At 29.3% G+C, this 15,232-nt stretch carries 27 protein-coding genes; all 27 read right to left on the bottom strand.

The features are described 5' to 3' along the window. The 27 genes from gp17 to TY07_RS18635 all read right to left on the bottom strand — a co-directional run bounded on the left by gp17 (position 1) and on the right by TY07_RS18635 (position 15,047). Entirely contained in the window at positions 1 to 384 is a 384-nt protein-coding gene (gene gp17, locus TY07_RS14605) for a tail completion protein gp17 (protein WP_042401690.1), read from the bottom strand. Beyond that, positions 374 to 820 (bottom strand): HK97-gp10 family putative phage morphogenesis protein, encoded by a 447-nt coding sequence (locus tag TY07_RS14600; RefSeq protein ID WP_042401687.1) that lies wholly within the window; start codon positions 818 to 820, stop codon positions 374 to 376. The genes gp17 and TY07_RS14600 overlap by 11 nt, the downstream gene beginning before the upstream one ends. Continuing rightward, positions 807 to 1,115 carry a phage head closure protein gene (locus TY07_RS14595; RefSeq protein WP_042401686.1) on the bottom strand — a complete coding sequence of 103 codons (309 nt, stop codon included), beginning with the start codon at positions 1,113 to 1,115 and terminating at the stop codon, positions 807 to 809. Before TY07_RS14595 ends, TY07_RS14600 begins: the two co-directional genes overlap by 14 nt. Beyond that, complete coding sequence (locus tag TY07_RS14590) at positions 1,108 to 1,377, bottom strand: head-tail connector protein (RefSeq protein WP_042401683.1); 270 nt, start codon at positions 1,375 to 1,377, stop codon at positions 1,108 to 1,110. Before TY07_RS14590 ends, TY07_RS14595 begins: the two co-directional genes overlap by 8 nt. Before the next feature lie 32 nt (positions 1,378 to 1,409). Beyond that, on the bottom strand, positions 1,410 to 1,634 hold the full coding sequence (locus tag TY07_RS18905; protein WP_367657580.1) for a Rho termination factor N-terminal domain-containing protein: 225 nt from the start codon (positions 1,632 to 1,634) through the stop codon (positions 1,410 to 1,412). Further along, on the bottom strand, positions 1,613 to 2,854 hold the full coding sequence (locus tag TY07_RS14585) for a phage major capsid protein (protein ID WP_042401680.1): 1,242 nt from the start codon (positions 2,852 to 2,854) through the stop codon (positions 1,613 to 1,615). The genes TY07_RS18905 and TY07_RS14585 overlap by 22 nt, the downstream gene beginning before the upstream one ends. Continuing rightward, positions 2,854 to 3,588 carry a head maturation protease, ClpP-related gene (locus TY07_RS14580; protein WP_042401676.1) on the bottom strand — a complete coding sequence of 245 codons (735 nt, stop codon included), beginning with the start codon at positions 3,586 to 3,588 and terminating at the stop codon, positions 2,854 to 2,856. The genes TY07_RS14585 and TY07_RS14580 overlap by 1 nt, the downstream gene beginning before the upstream one ends. Positions 3,589 to 3,608: 20 nt before the next feature. Beyond that, complete coding sequence (locus tag TY07_RS14575) at positions 3,609 to 5,132, bottom strand: phage portal protein (protein WP_242833269.1); 1,524 nt, start codon at positions 5,130 to 5,132, stop codon at positions 3,609 to 3,611. 32 nt (positions 5,133 to 5,164) lie between these two features. Continuing rightward, complete coding sequence (locus TY07_RS14570; protein WP_042401669.1) at positions 5,165 to 6,829, bottom strand: terminase large subunit; 1,665 nt, start codon at positions 6,827 to 6,829, stop codon at positions 5,165 to 5,167. Further along, the gene (locus TY07_RS14565) at positions 6,826 to 7,197 is read right to left on the bottom strand and encodes a hypothetical protein (RefSeq protein ID WP_042401666.1); all 372 of its coding nucleotides are present in this window, start codon (positions 7,195 to 7,197) and stop codon (positions 6,826 to 6,828) included. Before TY07_RS14565 ends, TY07_RS14570 begins: the two co-directional genes overlap by 4 nt. A gap of 102 nt (positions 7,198 to 7,299) precedes the next feature. Beyond that, the gene (locus TY07_RS14560) at positions 7,300 to 8,034 is read right to left on the bottom strand and encodes an HNH endonuclease (RefSeq protein WP_042401664.1); all 735 of its coding nucleotides are present in this window, start codon (positions 8,032 to 8,034) and stop codon (positions 7,300 to 7,302) included. Beyond that, positions 8,027 to 8,422 carry a hypothetical protein gene (locus TY07_RS14555; protein WP_042401657.1) on the bottom strand — a complete coding sequence of 132 codons (396 nt, stop codon included), beginning with the start codon at positions 8,420 to 8,422 and terminating at the stop codon, positions 8,027 to 8,029. Before TY07_RS14555 ends, TY07_RS14560 begins: the two co-directional genes overlap by 8 nt. A gap of 197 nt (positions 8,423 to 8,619) precedes the next feature. Next, complete coding sequence (locus TY07_RS14550) at positions 8,620 to 9,225, bottom strand: tyrosine-type recombinase/integrase (RefSeq protein ID WP_042401654.1); 606 nt, start codon at positions 9,223 to 9,225, stop codon at positions 8,620 to 8,622. 1 nt (position 9,226) lies between these two features. Beyond that, entirely contained in the window at positions 9,227 to 9,397 is a 171-nt protein-coding gene (locus TY07_RS18430; protein ID WP_198134012.1) for a hypothetical protein, read from the bottom strand. A gap of 135 nt (positions 9,398 to 9,532) precedes the next feature. After that, complete coding sequence (locus TY07_RS14545) at positions 9,533 to 9,994, bottom strand: RNA polymerase subunit sigma (protein WP_198134011.1); 462 nt, start codon at positions 9,992 to 9,994, stop codon at positions 9,533 to 9,535. A 31-nt stretch (positions 9,995 to 10,025) separates the two neighbouring features. Next, complete coding sequence (locus TY07_RS18145) at positions 10,026 to 10,190, bottom strand: hypothetical protein (RefSeq protein WP_157029192.1); 165 nt, start codon at positions 10,188 to 10,190, stop codon at positions 10,026 to 10,028. Between the two features lie 140 nt (positions 10,191 to 10,330). Continuing rightward, the gene (locus tag TY07_RS14540) at positions 10,331 to 10,864 is read right to left on the bottom strand and encodes a hypothetical protein (RefSeq protein WP_052330747.1); all 534 of its coding nucleotides are present in this window, start codon (positions 10,862 to 10,864) and stop codon (positions 10,331 to 10,333) included. 201 nt (positions 10,865 to 11,065) lie between these two features. Further along, positions 11,066 to 11,389: a hypothetical protein gene (locus TY07_RS14535; RefSeq protein WP_042401648.1), complete on the bottom strand. Its 324-nt coding sequence runs from the start codon at positions 11,387 to 11,389 to the stop codon at positions 11,066 to 11,068. 62 nt (positions 11,390 to 11,451) lie between these two features. Further along, entirely contained in the window at positions 11,452 to 11,685 is a 234-nt protein-coding gene (locus TY07_RS14530; RefSeq protein WP_042401645.1) for a hypothetical protein, read from the bottom strand. Continuing rightward, positions 11,682 to 11,930, bottom strand: coding sequence for a hypothetical protein (locus TY07_RS14525; protein ID WP_042401644.1), 249 nt, complete (start codon positions 11,928 to 11,930; stop codon positions 11,682 to 11,684). The genes TY07_RS14530 and TY07_RS14525 overlap by 4 nt, the downstream gene beginning before the upstream one ends. Next, entirely contained in the window at positions 11,930 to 12,148 is a 219-nt protein-coding gene (locus TY07_RS14520; RefSeq protein WP_042401641.1) for a hypothetical protein, read from the bottom strand. Before TY07_RS14520 ends, TY07_RS14525 begins: the two co-directional genes overlap by 1 nt. 101 nt (positions 12,149 to 12,249) lie before the next feature. Next, the gene (locus tag TY07_RS14515; protein ID WP_042401638.1) at positions 12,250 to 12,453 is read right to left on the bottom strand and encodes a hypothetical protein; all 204 of its coding nucleotides are present in this window, start codon (positions 12,451 to 12,453) and stop codon (positions 12,250 to 12,252) included. Between the two features lie 102 nt (positions 12,454 to 12,555). Then, positions 12,556 to 12,753 carry a hypothetical protein gene (locus tag TY07_RS14510; RefSeq protein WP_042401633.1) on the bottom strand — a complete coding sequence of 66 codons (198 nt, stop codon included), beginning with the start codon at positions 12,751 to 12,753 and terminating at the stop codon, positions 12,556 to 12,558. A 118-nt stretch (positions 12,754 to 12,871) separates the two neighbouring features. Continuing rightward, complete coding sequence (locus tag TY07_RS18140; protein WP_157029190.1) at positions 12,872 to 13,042, bottom strand: hypothetical protein; 171 nt, start codon at positions 13,040 to 13,042, stop codon at positions 12,872 to 12,874. A 40-nt stretch (positions 13,043 to 13,082) separates the two neighbouring features. Then, on the bottom strand, positions 13,083 to 13,226 hold the full coding sequence (locus TY07_RS18135; protein ID WP_157029188.1) for a hypothetical protein: 144 nt from the start codon (positions 13,224 to 13,226) through the stop codon (positions 13,083 to 13,085). A gap of 248 nt (positions 13,227 to 13,474) precedes the next feature. Further along, positions 13,475 to 14,263: an ATP-binding protein gene (locus tag TY07_RS14505; protein ID WP_052330750.1), complete on the bottom strand. Its 789-nt coding sequence runs from the start codon at positions 14,261 to 14,263 to the stop codon at positions 13,475 to 13,477. Next, positions 14,244 to 15,047 carry a DnaD domain-containing protein gene (locus TY07_RS18635; RefSeq protein WP_198134010.1) on the bottom strand — a complete coding sequence of 268 codons (804 nt, stop codon included), beginning with the start codon at positions 15,045 to 15,047 and terminating at the stop codon, positions 14,244 to 14,246. The genes TY07_RS14505 and TY07_RS18635 overlap by 20 nt, the downstream gene beginning before the upstream one ends. Positions 15,048 to 15,232 lie beyond the last annotated feature (185 nt).

Here is a 15,232-nt window from a genome sequence, read left to right as displayed (position 1 = left end):
TTATCGTCCTCCTATATAGTAATTTTGTATTGTAAATTTTAGCTGCCTTCTTCTTATGGTTTCATCTTCATCTGATATAGATCTTCTGTCCTCTAAATAAAAAGTTGGCATCACTTTATCACTTGGCTTATTCTCCATGTTTAAAGCTTCTTCAATGTTATCTGCCAAAGTTTCAACCGTTGTGCTAGTTCCACCCTGGTCCCATACATCTATAGTTAAGAAAATATCATCCCTTGGATAATTATTTAAATTAACAGTATCAAAGTTATATACAATGTAAGGGAATGTTGCTTCATCTGTAGCACTTTCATAGTAAACTTGTTTATTAACTTCTTTTAATAGCTTAGTTACTACTTTTCTAAGCTCTATTGTTTTAGTCGCCATCTGCCCCTCCTTTGTACTCTCCTTCATTTATTAATGCTAATGCCTTCGCTTCATCCTCTAAAGAACTTAAATACTTGGATTGTATTTCTACTATCTTTGCAATATTACTCTCTGTGATCTTGGTTAATAACCCTAATTTCTTAGTTTTACTTGTCCCAAATTCCTGGAATCCACCATAAAAGGCGTTTGGTTTTATCCCTATTTGTAGGTCTAAATCCTTTTTTCTTACCCAATATTGTGTATACTTTCCTACTGAACCTTTTTTCTTTTTAAACAAGCCATAATAACCGCTTCTAAACCTATTACATAAGAATTTACCAGTATCTCTTAAAGCTGCTCTAGTTAATTCATTTAAGGTATATTGAACTCTATCAACATTACTAATAAACTCAACATTACCTTTTTTAAACTTAATAACGCTCTTAGGAATTGCCATTTATATTACCTATACACACAATTTCCATTTTCTCTGTTGAAACTTCATAGGTCCTAAGAATTTTATATATTCTTCCTTTATACCTAATCTTTTTATTGTCCTCATATTCAAATGAATTAATTTCAAATTTTAATTCTGGTTTAAATCCTTGTGCTTGTGCCTGGTAAAATTCACTTTGTGTAATAGATTTTTTCTTAGCATATATTCTATTCCAATATGCTTCACCTTTTACCGCATCCCCTATATCGTCACTCTCTTTATAGTTAACACATTCTAACTCTATAACATCATTCATGATTATAATCACCTGCCAAACTTAAATGATCTCTTAATGATTTATAGCTTTCTAAATATCTTTCTGAATCCTTATTCTCTAAGTAAAAATAGCATTTGCAATATAAATCAACTGCTCTTATTATTAATGGATCATCCTCTTCAATCTTTTTAACTCCATGACTTTCCATGTCCTTTTTAGCTGCTTCTATTAAATCCCTAATATCTTCATCAAATGCATTTATACTTACTCTTAAGTTTCTTTTTATTTTTTCAAATAACATATTGCCTCCCAAAGATAAAGAAAAAAGAACCACTATATAGTGGCTCTTATTACTTCAACTAATTCCTCTTTATTTAATGATGAATAGCCTGTTAATCCATTAGTCCTAGCAATGTCTTTAAGTTCTGCTACTGTTTTATCATTTAATTCATCTCTAGAATTCTCATCTAATTCTGAATTATATAATCTTTTATTAACTTCTCCATCAAGTAGTGAATCATTATTATTAAACTCTCTTAGAGTGACTTTTTTTTTAATAAAGCAAATGCTTTTACTGTTCTTACATTCCCATCTACTATACCATAAGCTAAGTAATCTGTTTCTCTTTCCTTTTTATGATCTTCACTATCAAGTAATACTTGCTTATTGATATTTGCATGATATCCTCTGTTAGGATTTCCGATTAAGATTTCTCCATCTGACATACTATCATCTTCTTTTACAACCTTACCAAGTATTGTACCAACTCCACCTGCAATAGGATTAGCAACAAAATAAGGCTTTCCAGTAGCATCAACTATATTTGCAAGTTCATTCCAAATAGTTGTACCATTCGCATAAATTGCAGCACCATTCTTATATGCCCCTTTAACCTTTGCCATAGCTCCTGTCATTTGTTTGTATGTTGGCTCTGTTCCTTCATACTCTATTACTTGGCTTGTATTTTCTGCCTTATTTAATACTGTTACAATCCCCATAGGTTCTTCTTTCCAACCATCTGAAACACCTGGTGTACCTCTTCCATGTGATACCCCATATCCTAAAGCTGCACCAATCTTTTCTGATAATTGCCCTTGAATAAATGGTATAAATTCATCTATAGCCATTTCTTTTAACTTCCATGAAACAGTAACACATCTAGCTAATTCACATCCGTTTAAAGTAGCTTCTGCAAAAGTTTCTTTTCCATCTTCTACCTTAGTCACTTCATCATACCATTTAGCATCTGTTGAGCTATCTGACTTTAATAAAGTAACCTTTCCTTTTATGTATGTCTTAAATACATCATTCCATAAAGGGTATTGCTCTTCGATTTCTTTCCAAATTCCAGTCATAACTGTTTCTGGAATAACTATCCCTGTATTAGCTGTAGTATGAGTGAATTGATTCACTAGGTTAAATGCTGACTTTTCTTGATTAGTCATTTGCATTCCTAGCATATCTTTTGCCCATGCATTTACATAAGCTGTAGGCTCTTTACCTTCTTCTTGTCCTTCACCTTTATTATTTAACTTATCAATTACAGTACCTTCTACAGCATCATTTGATAAGTTCCCTAAGTTTATAGGTACTTTGTTATCTTCTAAAGCTTTTAAATTTGCTTGTGATTTAGCAAAGTTATCGAAAGACTTATCTAAATTTTCTATTTCTGGGCCAACTGCCATAGAATCTTCATACTTACCTTCCTTGTGTAATTGTTGAGCTTTATTTACTAAAGCTTGTCTTTGATTTAAATAATCTTCTCTGTTTTTAAACATTATTGTATTCCTCCAATTTTCATTAAATTAATTAGTGATTTAGCCTTTTGCTCCAATAAAAAATCATCCTTATTCTTTTGACTTTGAATAGGATGACTTTCATCATTAAATCTGTTCTTTAAATTTTTAATTAAATCTACTGGCGAATATGCCATAGAATTATATAGCTTATTCATTTTTAAATTACTCAATGCTGATAGATTGACTTTATTGTCATCTTCAAACATTATTTCATCAATTAAGCCTAGTTCCTTTGCCTTTTGTGCTGATAAATAAGTTTCATTGTTCATAAGCTCCAAAGCTTCTTCTCTACTCATTCCAGTTTTGCACATATAAGCATTTGCTATAGTATCATTTGCATTTTTTAATATCTCTGATGCATGGTCCATATCTCTATAATCTCCATAAGTGCCTGTTGATACATTATGAACCATTATTTGAGCCGTTGGAGACATTCTGCTTTTGCCTGCCATAGCTATAACACTTCCTGCACTTGCTGCAATTCCTGTTATGTTTATAGTAACCTCTCCAGAATAACCTCTTAACTCTGTATAAATTTCTGATGCAGCAAATATATCCCCACCAGGAGAATTAATTTTTACTGTTATAGGCTCCCCATTAGCTAATTTTAATTGATTGATAACTTTTCTAGGATATGTGCATGAATAACCTAACCACTCATACCATTCGCCCCAATCATCATCAAGTATTTCACCTCTGATTTCAATATCCAATTTCCTCACCTCCTTTCAAGTTAAACATCATCAGAATTTAATGCCTTATCATCTAAATAACAATCTGCTGATATTTTTCTTGGATCTGTTCCGTACTCTTCAATAGTTTTTGCTAAATTTTCATTTATAGCATCAAATTCTATCCCTCTTTCAGAACACCATGAAATAGCATTATCTAACTCTTCACCAGTTCTACAAGTCCAAAGAATTAATTTATTCCCATTATCTTTTAGATTCTTAACATAATTAATAACATCTTCTTTTGCATCACCAATTTTAGGGTAAATATTTTTGCAAAGAGTTCCATCAAAGTCTACAGCATATATTTTTTCTGATTTTTCATTTTTCATTTTTCTTATACCTTTATAATTTTTCTTATTATTTAAGGTATTCTCTTCTTTTGTATTTATTGTAGCTGTATCTAATCTCATTATGTATTCATCCCCACCTTCAACTGGTGCTAAATTAAATACTGCTCTCCATTCATTAGGAGATAACGCCCTTCTGTCTACCATTTGAACTAAAGCAAGTTTAGTAGACATTGATGCATATTGTAAATTAGATGCTTCAAATACAATACTGTTACCAAATCCCCTCTCTCTTCTTGAGAAAAGTTTTCTTGTATATTCATTGCTTAATTGAACTGCTATTGGTTCAATTTCAGCTTCAAAATAACTTATCCATTCATTTTCATTGTACTTACTTTGAATTATTTTATCGTTAGTACCAAATAAACCATAAACTCTTTGAAGTGTTTTATCTACAAGCATTGGATTAGGTACATAATCTTTAGGATCTACTTGTTTAGCATCATATTTACCATCTGCTGCAGCTGCTCCACCAACTTCATTATCAATAGCTAAATAATTATCTACAAATTCTTTAGTTGCCTTCTTTAAATCCTCTGGCCTTAATGAGCTATTAAATTTTAATAGCCATTTTACTACAGCACCATTTTTAATAGCCTTTACTATCCCCTGGTCTGTTGTTGTTACAATATCCATAAGTGGCTGTAATGCATCAAATCTACTTGTACCAAATACATCATTTTCATTGTAATCTTGCCTTAAGTGAATAACATCACTATAAGCAAATGTTACAAACTTACCATTTTTAAGTGTAAATCTTAAATATAATAGTCCATGTGTATCATAAATAGCTTCGACTGTAGCTGCATTGATTGGATATATCTCAATTGGATATCCATTTTCATCACGATTTATAAATGCAAATGCATTATTATTAAGTTCTAATTGATTAATCATCTTTTCTAATAGCATTTGCCCCGACATATAAGGATTAGGATCTTGTAAAAGCATTTTCATATATGGCTCTGGATTAACTTTCAATCCATTTTCACCTTCTCTTATATGCTTTGCTACCATTTTACCTACTGCTTTTGCTTTGGGCCTTATACAACTTCTTATAATATCGCTTTTATATAGATTCCCATTCCAACAATAAAATCCATTACCACTATCCTGTACTAGCTTGTATCTTATATCTGATGGTTTCTTATTAAAAAAGCCTTTTACCTTTTGCAATACGTTTATTTTCCTCACCTCCTTTCAAGTAATTAAATTAATGCTAAGTAATCTGACATTTTATCTCTAAGAACTACATAACCGATTATTAAAGTAACTCCACCATCAATTCTCTTTCTGTTGTCCTGCCCCTTAATAGGCTGTATATTCCCATTAATATCTGTCTTTACCTGCATATTTGATAAGCACCATTTATCTATAGGATTATTATTGTAAATAATCTTATGAGCTTCTAGGTCTGCTTTCATTTCTTTCATAGGTGATGATAATGTAAAAGTACCTTGTCTTACTTTTATCATTGCATCTTTACCAAATTCATTTATATATGCTTCTAGTAAACTATCATCTACATGCCAAGGATCATAACCAATCCAAGGTAAATAAATATCAAATTCATCCCTTATCTCTTTAAACCATTCTAACATATGGTATTTATTAACCTTATTACCAGGACAAACTCTTAATAATCCAAGTTTCTCCCAAAGCTTATAAGGAACATTATCACCTTCCTTATTATCTTCTTCCTGATTTAATTTTTCTTCTGGAATAAAGTACATAGGAATAACATATACATTTTCATCATCTGGCCTCATACATAGAACTTTAGCAGCTGCTAAGTCTGTAGTTTCTGCTAAGTCAAAACAACCAATTCCATATCTGAACCCCATAGACTTAATATCGAATTTAGTTTCATTGTTAAGTTCATCCCATCTAAGCCAAGTACAAGCTGAATTTTCTTTCATGTTAAAATCTTTTACCATAACTGTAGCTTTAAAAGCAGGATCTGCTTTAGCCTTATTTACACAATCTCTAAGAAAATCAAAACTTTTAATAACTCCAAGTCCTGGATTAGCTTTAATCCAACACTCTTCTTTGTCCCATTCGTCCTTATCATCAAGTTCATAAATAAAAGCCAAGAATCTATCATCCTTGACTTTCCCATCTAACACATTGCAGGCATACTCATACTGTGCATCAAAAATACCACCTCTAATAAATCCATTAGTAGTAATGCAATTTAAAAGTGGCTGTCTTCGTGCAGACATTGACTGCTTCATTAGGTCGTATATATCTCTATTTTTAATAGCTGCTAGTTCATCTATAGTTACCATATGAGAATTTAAACCATCTAACCCATTAGAATTACTTGCAAGTGCTTGTAGACTTCCATAGTTCAATGGGAAATAAATATCTGACTTTCTTTTCTTAAGATTCTTACTTAAATCTGGTGATTGCTGAACCATCTTATAACATTCATTAAACCCCTTTTTAGCCTGGTCTAATTTAGTAGCTATATTATAGACTTCTGGAGAACCTTCTCCATCACCAACTAACATATATAATTCATCTGCTGCAAGCTCTGTAGTCTTGCCATTCTTACGTCCTCTAATATCTAATACTTCCTGATACTGTCTTAATCTAGTTTTCTTATGAACAAATCCATAAACTGCTTGATGCTTTGCTTTTTGAAACAATTCTAATTTTAATGATGCTCCTAAATCTCCCTGTGCTTGTTTGCAAAAGGTTTCTATAAAATCTATCGCATCATCTGCATACTCTTTATCAAATACCCAAGGATCATATTTCTCTGGATGATGTATTTTATCTACAAGCATTGTATAAACTTGCTTTATTCTCTTACAAGCTATAATCTCACCAGACATTATCTTATTGTAATATTCCTCTATGTAGGTCATTTCCTATTTTTCCTCCTATTCACAAATTCAGTTAATGCATCAGCTTCTTTCTTTTGCTCTTCTGGTGGTAATAGATCTATTAATTGTTTCATAACCTGTGAGTATTTTTGTATGTAAGGTAAATATAATTTAGATTCATGCCTTTCGACTTTTATCTCTTGTTTACCTTGCTTGAAAATTTCAGTAGTTCCATGTCTAATTAAAACTTCCCTAAATTCATCTAAAGTTATTCTCATGAATGCTGCATCTTTAATTAATCCTTCAAGTACCTTGGCTTTATCTTTTGATAAATCCTTGTATAGTTTCTTAAGTCTATTTATTTCACTCTTAATCTTTTTTTCTCTTTCTAATTGTTCGGATATATCCAAAATTATCCCCCCTCCCTTTTTTTAAATTTTGTTCGGAGTAAAATTGAAGTCCCAACTCCAACGGTCTTCCGTACCCCTCCCTATACTTTTTTATAGGGGGGCCTATGGTTCATAGTTAGCAAACCATTTTTCTATAATATATTTCTCTAACGTTTTATCTTTTCTATTAGTATCTAAGTATGCATTGTTAAGACATTCATTTATATCTTTATCTATAAAGATTAAGTCAGCTCCTAACCTCTTGCTTAACTCTTCTCTTTCTTTTCTCTTTGGTAGTGATGCTATAATCCATATAGATTTAGTATTTATATCATTCTCTTCTATTCTTTTGTATATGTAATCTCTTATCCCTAATGTTATATCTAATAAATTATCTGTATCATTAGTTCTACTTACCATACTTATAGCTTGTTTAATCAAGTCTAGGTCTACAACTAAATCACCTACTGCTCTATGTTCTCTTACATAAGTTGACTTACCAGAAGCAGGAGAACCATAAACTATATACTTACTTATTGGCACTAGGTTTCCTTCCTCATCAAAGTAATAACCATTTGATGTAGCTACTCTTTTCTTATTCTTAAAGTTCTTAGCTAATGGATTAGTTTCTCTGTGCTTATTAAAGTGACAATCTTTACATAGCAAAATTACATTGTTATCCCCTAAAGTAATTTCTGGATCATTTATATTTAATGGTGTTAAGAATTCTATATGATGCACTTCTTCCCCTGGCTTACCACATTCAGCACATATACCAAAATACTTATTAAATATTTCTTCTCTACGATTTTTCCACTTTTGACTATTGTAAAACTTCTTTGCAAATTCCCTAGCCATTATTTACTCCTGTATCAATCCTAATAACCTCAAAATGCTTATTGACTATGCAAACCTTCATTCCAGTAATATCTTTTATTCTAGCTTCTTCTTTTTCGATATCTTCTCTTCTCATTAATGCTTTGGCTTGTATTATCAATACTTTTTTATGTGCTTCTGTTATATCTTTTAATATCTGTGCTTTTTCTAATGCTTCATCTAATTCAGTAGTATCAACATTTATTTTTACTGATAATCCTTGTACCTTTTTATTTTGTTCCTTAACTGCTGCTTTTCCTATTGGTAATATAAATCCTTTGCACTCTATGCACCCTATACCATCTTTATTTTCTTTATATACACTTATTAATCCACATTCAGTACATTCATAAGCAAAATATTTATTCATAAAATCACCTCTTTTTATTAGCAAATGTTATTAATATTATTGATTTCATTGTTCGTATTTTCTCATTTGAATGTTTTATTATCATGGAGAATCACACATTCATTTTTATTTTTTATTACTAATATATGCAATAATTTTTTTCACCTTAATATTGATATACTCAAAAATTAAACATTCATAGTCTAAAAAAATAAATATCATCTTACAAAGTCATTTAATGCTTTGCTATACTGATGATATTTTTCCCTATCTAGCCCTATATAAGCTTTAGTTTCTTCAATGCTCCTATGACCTAATAATTCTTTTACAGCTACTATGTCACATCCACTATCTATATATATTTTATATGCATAAGTTTTCCTCATACTATGAGCACTTATATTATATAACCCAAAGTATTCTGCAGCATTTTTTAAGATATTGCTAACTGCTTGTACACCAATTGGTTGATTATTACCCTTTCTACTCTGAAACATATATTCATAATCTCTTTTATCTCTTATATATTCTTTGAGTATCTTAGCAACCTTTGGTAATAGTTCAACACTTCTAGGTTTTCTGTTCTTTTCTCTTATATTTTTGGAGTTCATTTTTTTACCTTCATAGATAGTGAACTCACCACGTTTTAATGCTTCTTTTATATCCCTTACTTTTAATTTAACTAAATCTCCTGCTCTATAACCAGTCGTTACTCCAATTAAAAATAATATATAATCTCTTTCATTTTTATATTTTAAATAATCTTGTATATCTAAAACTTTTTCTTTTGATTTAATAGGCTTAGATGGTCTCTTTCTTGACAAATCATCTCACCTGCCTAATAGCTCCACCAGCTCCTCTTTTATAGGAACTATGCCTCATCAACTCTTTAATTTCTTTTTCAGTTAGTTTTTTAGGCTTTTTATTGGAGTGATTCTTAACTAACTTACTATAATAATCTGGTTGAGCTTCTTTTAATATTTCTCTTATCGTCACAATACACTCACCTCTTTTTTAATAAAAAAAAGCACTTAGAACTTGTCTAAGCGCTTTCCATATTTTCTATAATACTAGGATATCATGTATTTTTAGAAATTTGTGAGAAATTTTTCGGAAATTTTATAGAAATTTCTAAGAAACTTTATGGAAATTTTCACTCTTGTTATAAATTGAATTATATATTTCTTCTTCACCTTGTCTTACTAAATTATCTATTTGTCTCCTGCATCTATCCAACCTTTTAGCAGCTTGTGTTTTACTCATTTTATTTATATATATGCATATAATAGCTTCTTTAGCTTTTAAAGTTTTAATTAAATTTAGCCAATTGTCAACTCTTTTATTTACTGTTTCATAATAAGCTATTCTTGCTTTTAAGCTATTTTTTTTATAAATTAATTCATCATTGTTTTTACATCTTGGAGAACATTGTACTGCTTCTTCATATCCCTGTGACTTTAAAGTTTCTCCTAGCTCTAATTCTTCTAATTCAAGTTTCATATCTTCTATTTTAATTGTTCTTATTGGGTATAATTGTAATTTTTCTCTTATGTCTTTTAGCTTTTCTTCTCTCATTCTATCTCCTTTATACATAATTACTCACTTACGAGTATTTTATTTTCGATTAATTTTTATTTTTTAACTCTTTCAACTCTTCTCTTAAAAATTGTATTTGATCTTCATATATTTTCTTAAGCTGTGGTGTATCATCACCTTCATAAACATAGCTTTCTAATCTTTTAATTCTTTCTTTTAACTGTTGTTCCCTTGCCTTATTTATTTCCAACATTTCTTATAATCACTTTCTTTTTTTTGAATTGTGCACTAAAAAATACCGCATATTCTTTTTTGAATAATACGGTATTTCTTCATATTTCATATATAATTTTATTGTCTTAATATCAATCAAAATCACTCTAAAAATTAGATTTACCAGTTAGATTTAATTATATTTCCATTTTCATCGTAATATATATATTTTTGTGGTGATGGCATTTTATCTATTTCAAATGGGTCATATCCGCCACTGCCATAATCTTCAGAAATTCTTACCTGGTTTCCTCGTACAAAGCAATTTACATAATCATAATAAGCAACTCTAACTTGCAAAAAACTCTTAACGCAAGCAACCATTTTTTTATTTTCCTTTTCTATTATATGTTCTGGATTATACATAAAAGCAAGTATTAGTAATGAATATAAAAAAAAGATAATACTACCTATAATTGATGTAATTATTATTGTTCCCTTTAATATTTTACTTTTAACACTATTATATATAATTATTACTATCTGAATTAAAATTAAAAATGATAAAACAATAAAAATCCCAGTAAATATAAAACATGGAAAATTCATAAGTGCAAGATTATTAATTTTTAAAACATATACTAATAATTTATATCCTATAATTAATATGATTAAACTAACAAATTCAACAAAAAATATAATCTCTCTTTTCATAATATATCTCCATTTTATATAATTCATTTATTATTTATATTATACAGATAAATATAATGTTAAACAATTTTTTTATTGTTTAGCATTATTTTTTTATTGTTTAACAATATTTTTTGTTAATTCTATAGTTACACATAAAGTCTTCACCGTATTATTAAATTTTTAAAGATCATTTAGTTCGCAATATTTTCAAATTGCGGATTATAATTCACAAACTTCAACATCTTCATAACCATTATAATCTACTATATTTATTGCATCATTAGGCTCTACATTGGCCATTTTGGCTGAAAATGGAACTCTACCTTTCTCTAACACATGTCCATATCCTTCTATAAATCCTTGTCCATATTTAGCTCTTAATCTACAATAATCTCCTGCCATTGATTTAATTCTGTCATCTTCTTCATCCAATGGGTAAAAAACTGATTCAAAACCATCTAATTCTTCTTCTGTTATTTTTACATCATCAAGTTCTATTTCAAATTCTTTTATAGCAGTAACTACAACTTTAAATTTCCTCATGTTTATGCCTCCATCTACTTCGCAATATTTTCAAACTTCTATTTTTTGAATTGTTCATTAAATCATCCTAATTTTTTACGAATTAACTCTAATTCTTCTGCTGTCATATTTGGATTATCTTTAGCATAAAAAATCTTTTTATTTTTACTAACTGGAAACTCCCTATAATAACATTTACCTTTATTCTCTATAGAATCATATTTGCATAATGCTTTCCAATATTCTAATTCTTCCTCTGTGCAATCTGCTCTAAAATGATTTTTCCCACTTCTTGATTCAACCCTATATCTTTTCATTGCTCTTCCTCCATATTATCTAAATACTCATTTAATGTAATTGGAGTAACTAAATCTTCATCTATATTAAAGCTTACTGCTGTTAATTTCTTTCCTGCTTCAACTAACTCTTTATATTCCTGTTTTGGAATATTATAAGTTTTACAATCTAACTTAACACAACTATAAACTTCTGTTGGATTTCCATGTTCATCTTCTCCCCATCCAGCTTCTTTTTCTACTCTATAACATAATCTAATTTTCATTACTCTTCCTCCCTATGTTCACAGTAAATATTTAGATAACCTTCACTATCCACAAAAATTTTATTACTACTACCATCCTCTAAGTGATATTCTGCTATCCAATAAGGACAATTTATAGCATCACCTATATAAACTGCTTCATCTCCACTTAATTCAGTTGAAAATATCTTTACATCTTGTTCTTGGACTAATAAATCTAAAAAATTTCTTAATAACATAAAACTCTCCTTAAATCCGAACTTTGCTTGTACTTTTCGTCCATGGTACCGACATTAATGTCGCTCGCAATATATTCAAACTTCTATTTTTGAATCATTCACTATAATATTTTACATTTTAAATACTCTTCCAGTTCAGACGGAACTTTAAAGAATCCAATATCTTTAACCTCTGACACTACTATTTGTGTAACTTTATCGTCTTTTATATAAGGCTCTGCTTTACTTTTTAAAACGTCTACGCTATTTGCAATAAAACTATTTTTGACTACTGCATCCTTATATACATCTGCTCTATAATACATTCTCTTCCTCCTGTTTTTGAATTGCGCACCAAAAATACCGTATATTCTTTTTTTGAATAATACGGTATTTTTAATATATTTAATATCTATTTTTTAACTATGCTAATTATTAATTTTCTCTAAATCACATTTCTTAACTCCATCAATAACAGCCTGTTTAACATCTGACTTTATTTTAGGTAAAAGTGATATTATAGCATGCTTAACAGCAATCTTGATGATTAAATAAAATATGTATAATATAACGAAAATAATTAATCCTATAGATAATATATTTCCTATTGCATCCCCCAAAAGCATATTCTCTCTCCTTCCTTTTATAATATAATAAAATTATACAATAAAATTCCTGAATTTTACATACTTATGTTAATACCGTACTATTCAATTTTCAAAGATAATTTAGTTCGCAATAATTTCAAAATGATTCATTGTTTTTAGTACATTCTTCGCAACAAATAACATTATTAAAACAATACTTACAGCATAAAAATTCCTTTTTGCTCGACGTATCACTTTCAAAACACTCACATTCATTGCAACTGTAATTTATTTCACACCCAAAATAATCCATTTTCTTGTTATTCATAAACTCCCTCCATACATATATCAACATTTCAAATTATTCTCTAATCTTCTTCCTGAATACAATCTATGTTTATTATTTCAGTAGCATTATCTGCTACCCATTTACCTAAGCTTTCATAACTATCAAATCTTTTTTCTTTGTATTCTCCATTCCATCTTTCTCTGTATACATAAGTTATTTCCATATTTTCACCCTTCTTCTAACGCTTTATTTATAGCTTCTTTAAAAGTTAAGCCTTCAAAGTAATATTCAACTGTCCTTGTTATAATATCTTCTAATTCCTCTTTATCCATGATCTACTCCAGATAAATATCTCTGAAAGGAACTTAAACATTCTAAATCTGTAATCCCCACTACTTTTAATAGCCTGTCCAAAGGTCCTTTCTTTAATATTTTTTATTTATATAAATGCCCTAAAGCATTAATAGCAAACTATCCTATAATTTCTCTTAATATATTAAACTTTTCTTTACCTTTTTGAGCTCTTATACTCTTACCATCACTTACTACTGGTGTACACATTTCCATCAGCCTGTCATAAGTTCTTTTGTGATACATATTTTCCAAGTCATTAATATTAATATTTGTTGTTATAATTGTTGGTAATGAATTTCTATACCTGCTATCAATAATGTTGTATATTTTAGATGCTGACCACTCATTTTTTTGTTCAGTACCTAAATCATCAATTATTAATAAATCTGCATTAGATAAGCTCTTTAGTATAGTTTCTTCTCCCTCTTTTCCATAAGAAGAATATGTCTCCTTTATTCTTTCAAGCATTTTATTAATACTTACACAAATTGTCGGCGTTCCTCTTAGCATTAAATAATTAGCTATACAAGCAGTTGCATGAGTTTTCCCATTACCAGGAGCTCCGTATATTAATAAACCTAAATTGTTTTCTTTAGCTTTAGTAAAGTTACTAGCATATTTACTACATATGTTAAAAATCTTTTCTGAACCAATATCATGATTCCAATTTTCAAATGTGCATTGTTTAAATTTTTCATCCATTAAACTATTTTTAAATATGCTATTTAATCTAATTTGCTTTTCCTTATTCTCATCTTCAATTGCTTTTTCCTCTAGCTCTTTCTTTCTACAACTACAAACTATAGGAACTCTTCTAAGAACATTTAGAATTACAATATCTTTTTGAATTGGATCTCCACACTTTTCACAAACTTTTATAGTAGTATCATAATCCAACCCATTCATCAGACTTTTCCCTATTGTTGTTGCTAGTAATTCTGCTACTTCCATCACTTTCACTCCTTCCTTTTGATAACCAATTTTGTAATATTCCTAAAACATATTTATAATTATTAATTTTCCCTCTATTCATAGCTTCGGTTGCTGCATCTATTAACCATTGTTTGCTATAAACTTCTATATCACTAGATATTTGCTCCATTAACATTGCATTTACTATAAAGCCACACTTTTCAAAATGCTTAAATACATCTAAGTCTTTTTCTATACTACTACAAATATCCTCAGTTATCTCTTCTAGGTTGTTCTTACCTATCCTATCCTTACCTATCCTATCCTTACCTATCCTATCCTGTGTATCCGAAGTGTAACCATCATGTATACATTTTGGATACGGTGCATTTTTAATATTAACTATCTTATTTTTTATCAATTTTCTTCCAGTTTCTTCGAACGTGTAAGATTTATTTTCATCTATATTTAGCATGGATTTTTCAAACTTATAATTTGTTTCTGTATATCTATCATTCTGAATGTAATTATGAATTCTCCAATGTTTAATGACCACAACACCTGACTCAAATGGTATTAAAAATTTTTTTGCTATTAATAGCTTTAAGTCATCATCTCCACAACCTATCATTCTCTGAATTTTCTTAGAATTATTTATAAATCCATCATCATCAGCTCTCATGCTAAGATGAAAATATAATGCTTGTGTACTCAAAGGCATATCTAGAAAAATATAACTATCTATAATCGTCTTTGCAAACATTCGTCTTCCTGCCATTATTACTTTCCTCTTTCTAACATCTATATTTTTTATGTTTTTTGTATTATACTTATATTGATTTGTTTTGTTTGGACTTACTCTTAGTTTGGTAGCTGGGGTATGTCCATTTTTCTTTTATCTCCTAAAATTCCATAAGACTTTTGTATGGATATTACAAAACACAAATTCATATGGAGTTGCCC

It is taken from the genome of Clostridium saudiense (assembly GCF_000577815.1).
Lineage (GTDB): Bacteria > Bacillota > Clostridia > Clostridiales > Clostridiaceae > Clostridium > Clostridium saudiense.
The sequence above is the reverse complement of the archived record's forward strand: the minus strand, read 5'-3'. Positions and strand labels throughout refer to the sequence as shown.

What these genes read in the sequence shown, in the direction of transcription:
- gp17 (WP_042401690.1), bottom strand. Translation starts at nt 384, where the DNA reads ATGGCGACTAAAACAATAGAGCTTAGAAAAGTAGTAACTAAGCTATTA.
- TY07_RS14600 (WP_042401687.1), bottom strand. Translation starts at nt 820, where the DNA reads ATGGCAATTCCTAAGAGCGTTATTAAGTTTAAAAAAGGTAATGTTGAG.
- TY07_RS14595 (WP_042401686.1), bottom strand. Translation starts at nt 1,115, where the DNA reads ATGAATGATGTTATAGAGTTAGAATGTGTTAACTATAAAGAGAGTGAC.
- TY07_RS14590 (WP_042401683.1), bottom strand. Translation starts at nt 1,377, where the DNA reads ATGTTATTTGAAAAAATAAAAAGAAACTTAAGAGTAAGTATAAATGCA.
- TY07_RS14585 (WP_042401680.1), bottom strand. Translation starts at nt 2,854, where the DNA reads ATGTTTAAAAACAGAGAAGATTATTTAAATCAAAGACAAGCTTTAGTA.
- TY07_RS14570 (WP_042401669.1), bottom strand. Translation starts at nt 6,829, where the DNA reads ATGACCTACATAGAGGAATATTACAATAAGATAATGTCTGGTGAGATT.
- TY07_RS14560 (WP_042401664.1), bottom strand. Translation starts at nt 8,034, where the DNA reads ATGGCTAGGGAATTTGCAAAGAAGTTTTACAATAGTCAAAAGTGGAAA.
- TY07_RS14555 (WP_042401657.1), bottom strand. Translation starts at nt 8,422, where the DNA reads ATGAATAAATATTTTGCTTATGAATGTACTGAATGTGGATTAATAAGT.
- TY07_RS14545 (WP_198134011.1), bottom strand. Translation starts at nt 9,994, where the DNA reads ATGTATAAAGGAGATAGAATGAGAGAAGAAAAGCTAAAAGACATAAGA.
- TY07_RS18145 (WP_157029192.1), bottom strand. Translation starts at nt 10,190, where the DNA reads ATGTTGGAAATAAATAAGGCAAGGGAACAACAGTTAAAAGAAAGAATT.
- TY07_RS14540 (WP_052330747.1), bottom strand. Translation starts at nt 10,864, where the DNA reads ATGAAAAGAGAGATTATATTTTTTGTTGAATTTGTTAGTTTAATCATA.
- TY07_RS14535 (WP_042401648.1), bottom strand. Translation starts at nt 11,389, where the DNA reads ATGAGGAAATTTAAAGTTGTAGTTACTGCTATAAAAGAATTTGAAATA.
- TY07_RS14530 (WP_042401645.1), bottom strand. Translation starts at nt 11,685, where the DNA reads ATGAAAAGATATAGGGTTGAATCAAGAAGTGGGAAAAATCATTTTAGA.
- TY07_RS14525 (WP_042401644.1), bottom strand. Translation starts at nt 11,930, where the DNA reads ATGAAAATTAGATTATGTTATAGAGTAGAAAAAGAAGCTGGATGGGGA.
- TY07_RS14520 (WP_042401641.1), bottom strand. Translation starts at nt 12,148, where the DNA reads ATGTTATTAAGAAATTTTTTAGATTTATTAGTCCAAGAACAAGATGTA.
- TY07_RS14515 (WP_042401638.1), bottom strand. Translation starts at nt 12,453, where the DNA reads ATGTATTATAGAGCAGATGTATATAAGGATGCAGTAGTCAAAAATAGT.
- TY07_RS14510 (WP_042401633.1), bottom strand. Translation starts at nt 12,753, where the DNA reads ATGCTTTTGGGGGATGCAATAGGAAATATATTATCTATAGGATTAATT.
- TY07_RS18140 (WP_157029190.1), bottom strand. Translation starts at nt 13,042, where the DNA reads ATGAATAACAAGAAAATGGATTATTTTGGGTGTGAAATAAATTACAGT.
- TY07_RS18135 (WP_157029188.1), bottom strand. Translation starts at nt 13,226, where the DNA reads ATGGAAATAACTTATGTATACAGAGAAAGATGGAATGGAGAATACAAA.
- TY07_RS14505 (WP_052330750.1), bottom strand. Translation starts at nt 14,263, where the DNA reads ATGAATGGGTTGGATTATGATACTACTATAAAAGTTTGTGAAAAGTGT.
- TY07_RS18635 (WP_198134010.1), bottom strand. Translation starts at nt 15,047, where the DNA reads ATGGCAGGAAGACGAATGTTTGCAAAGACGATTATAGATAGTTATATT.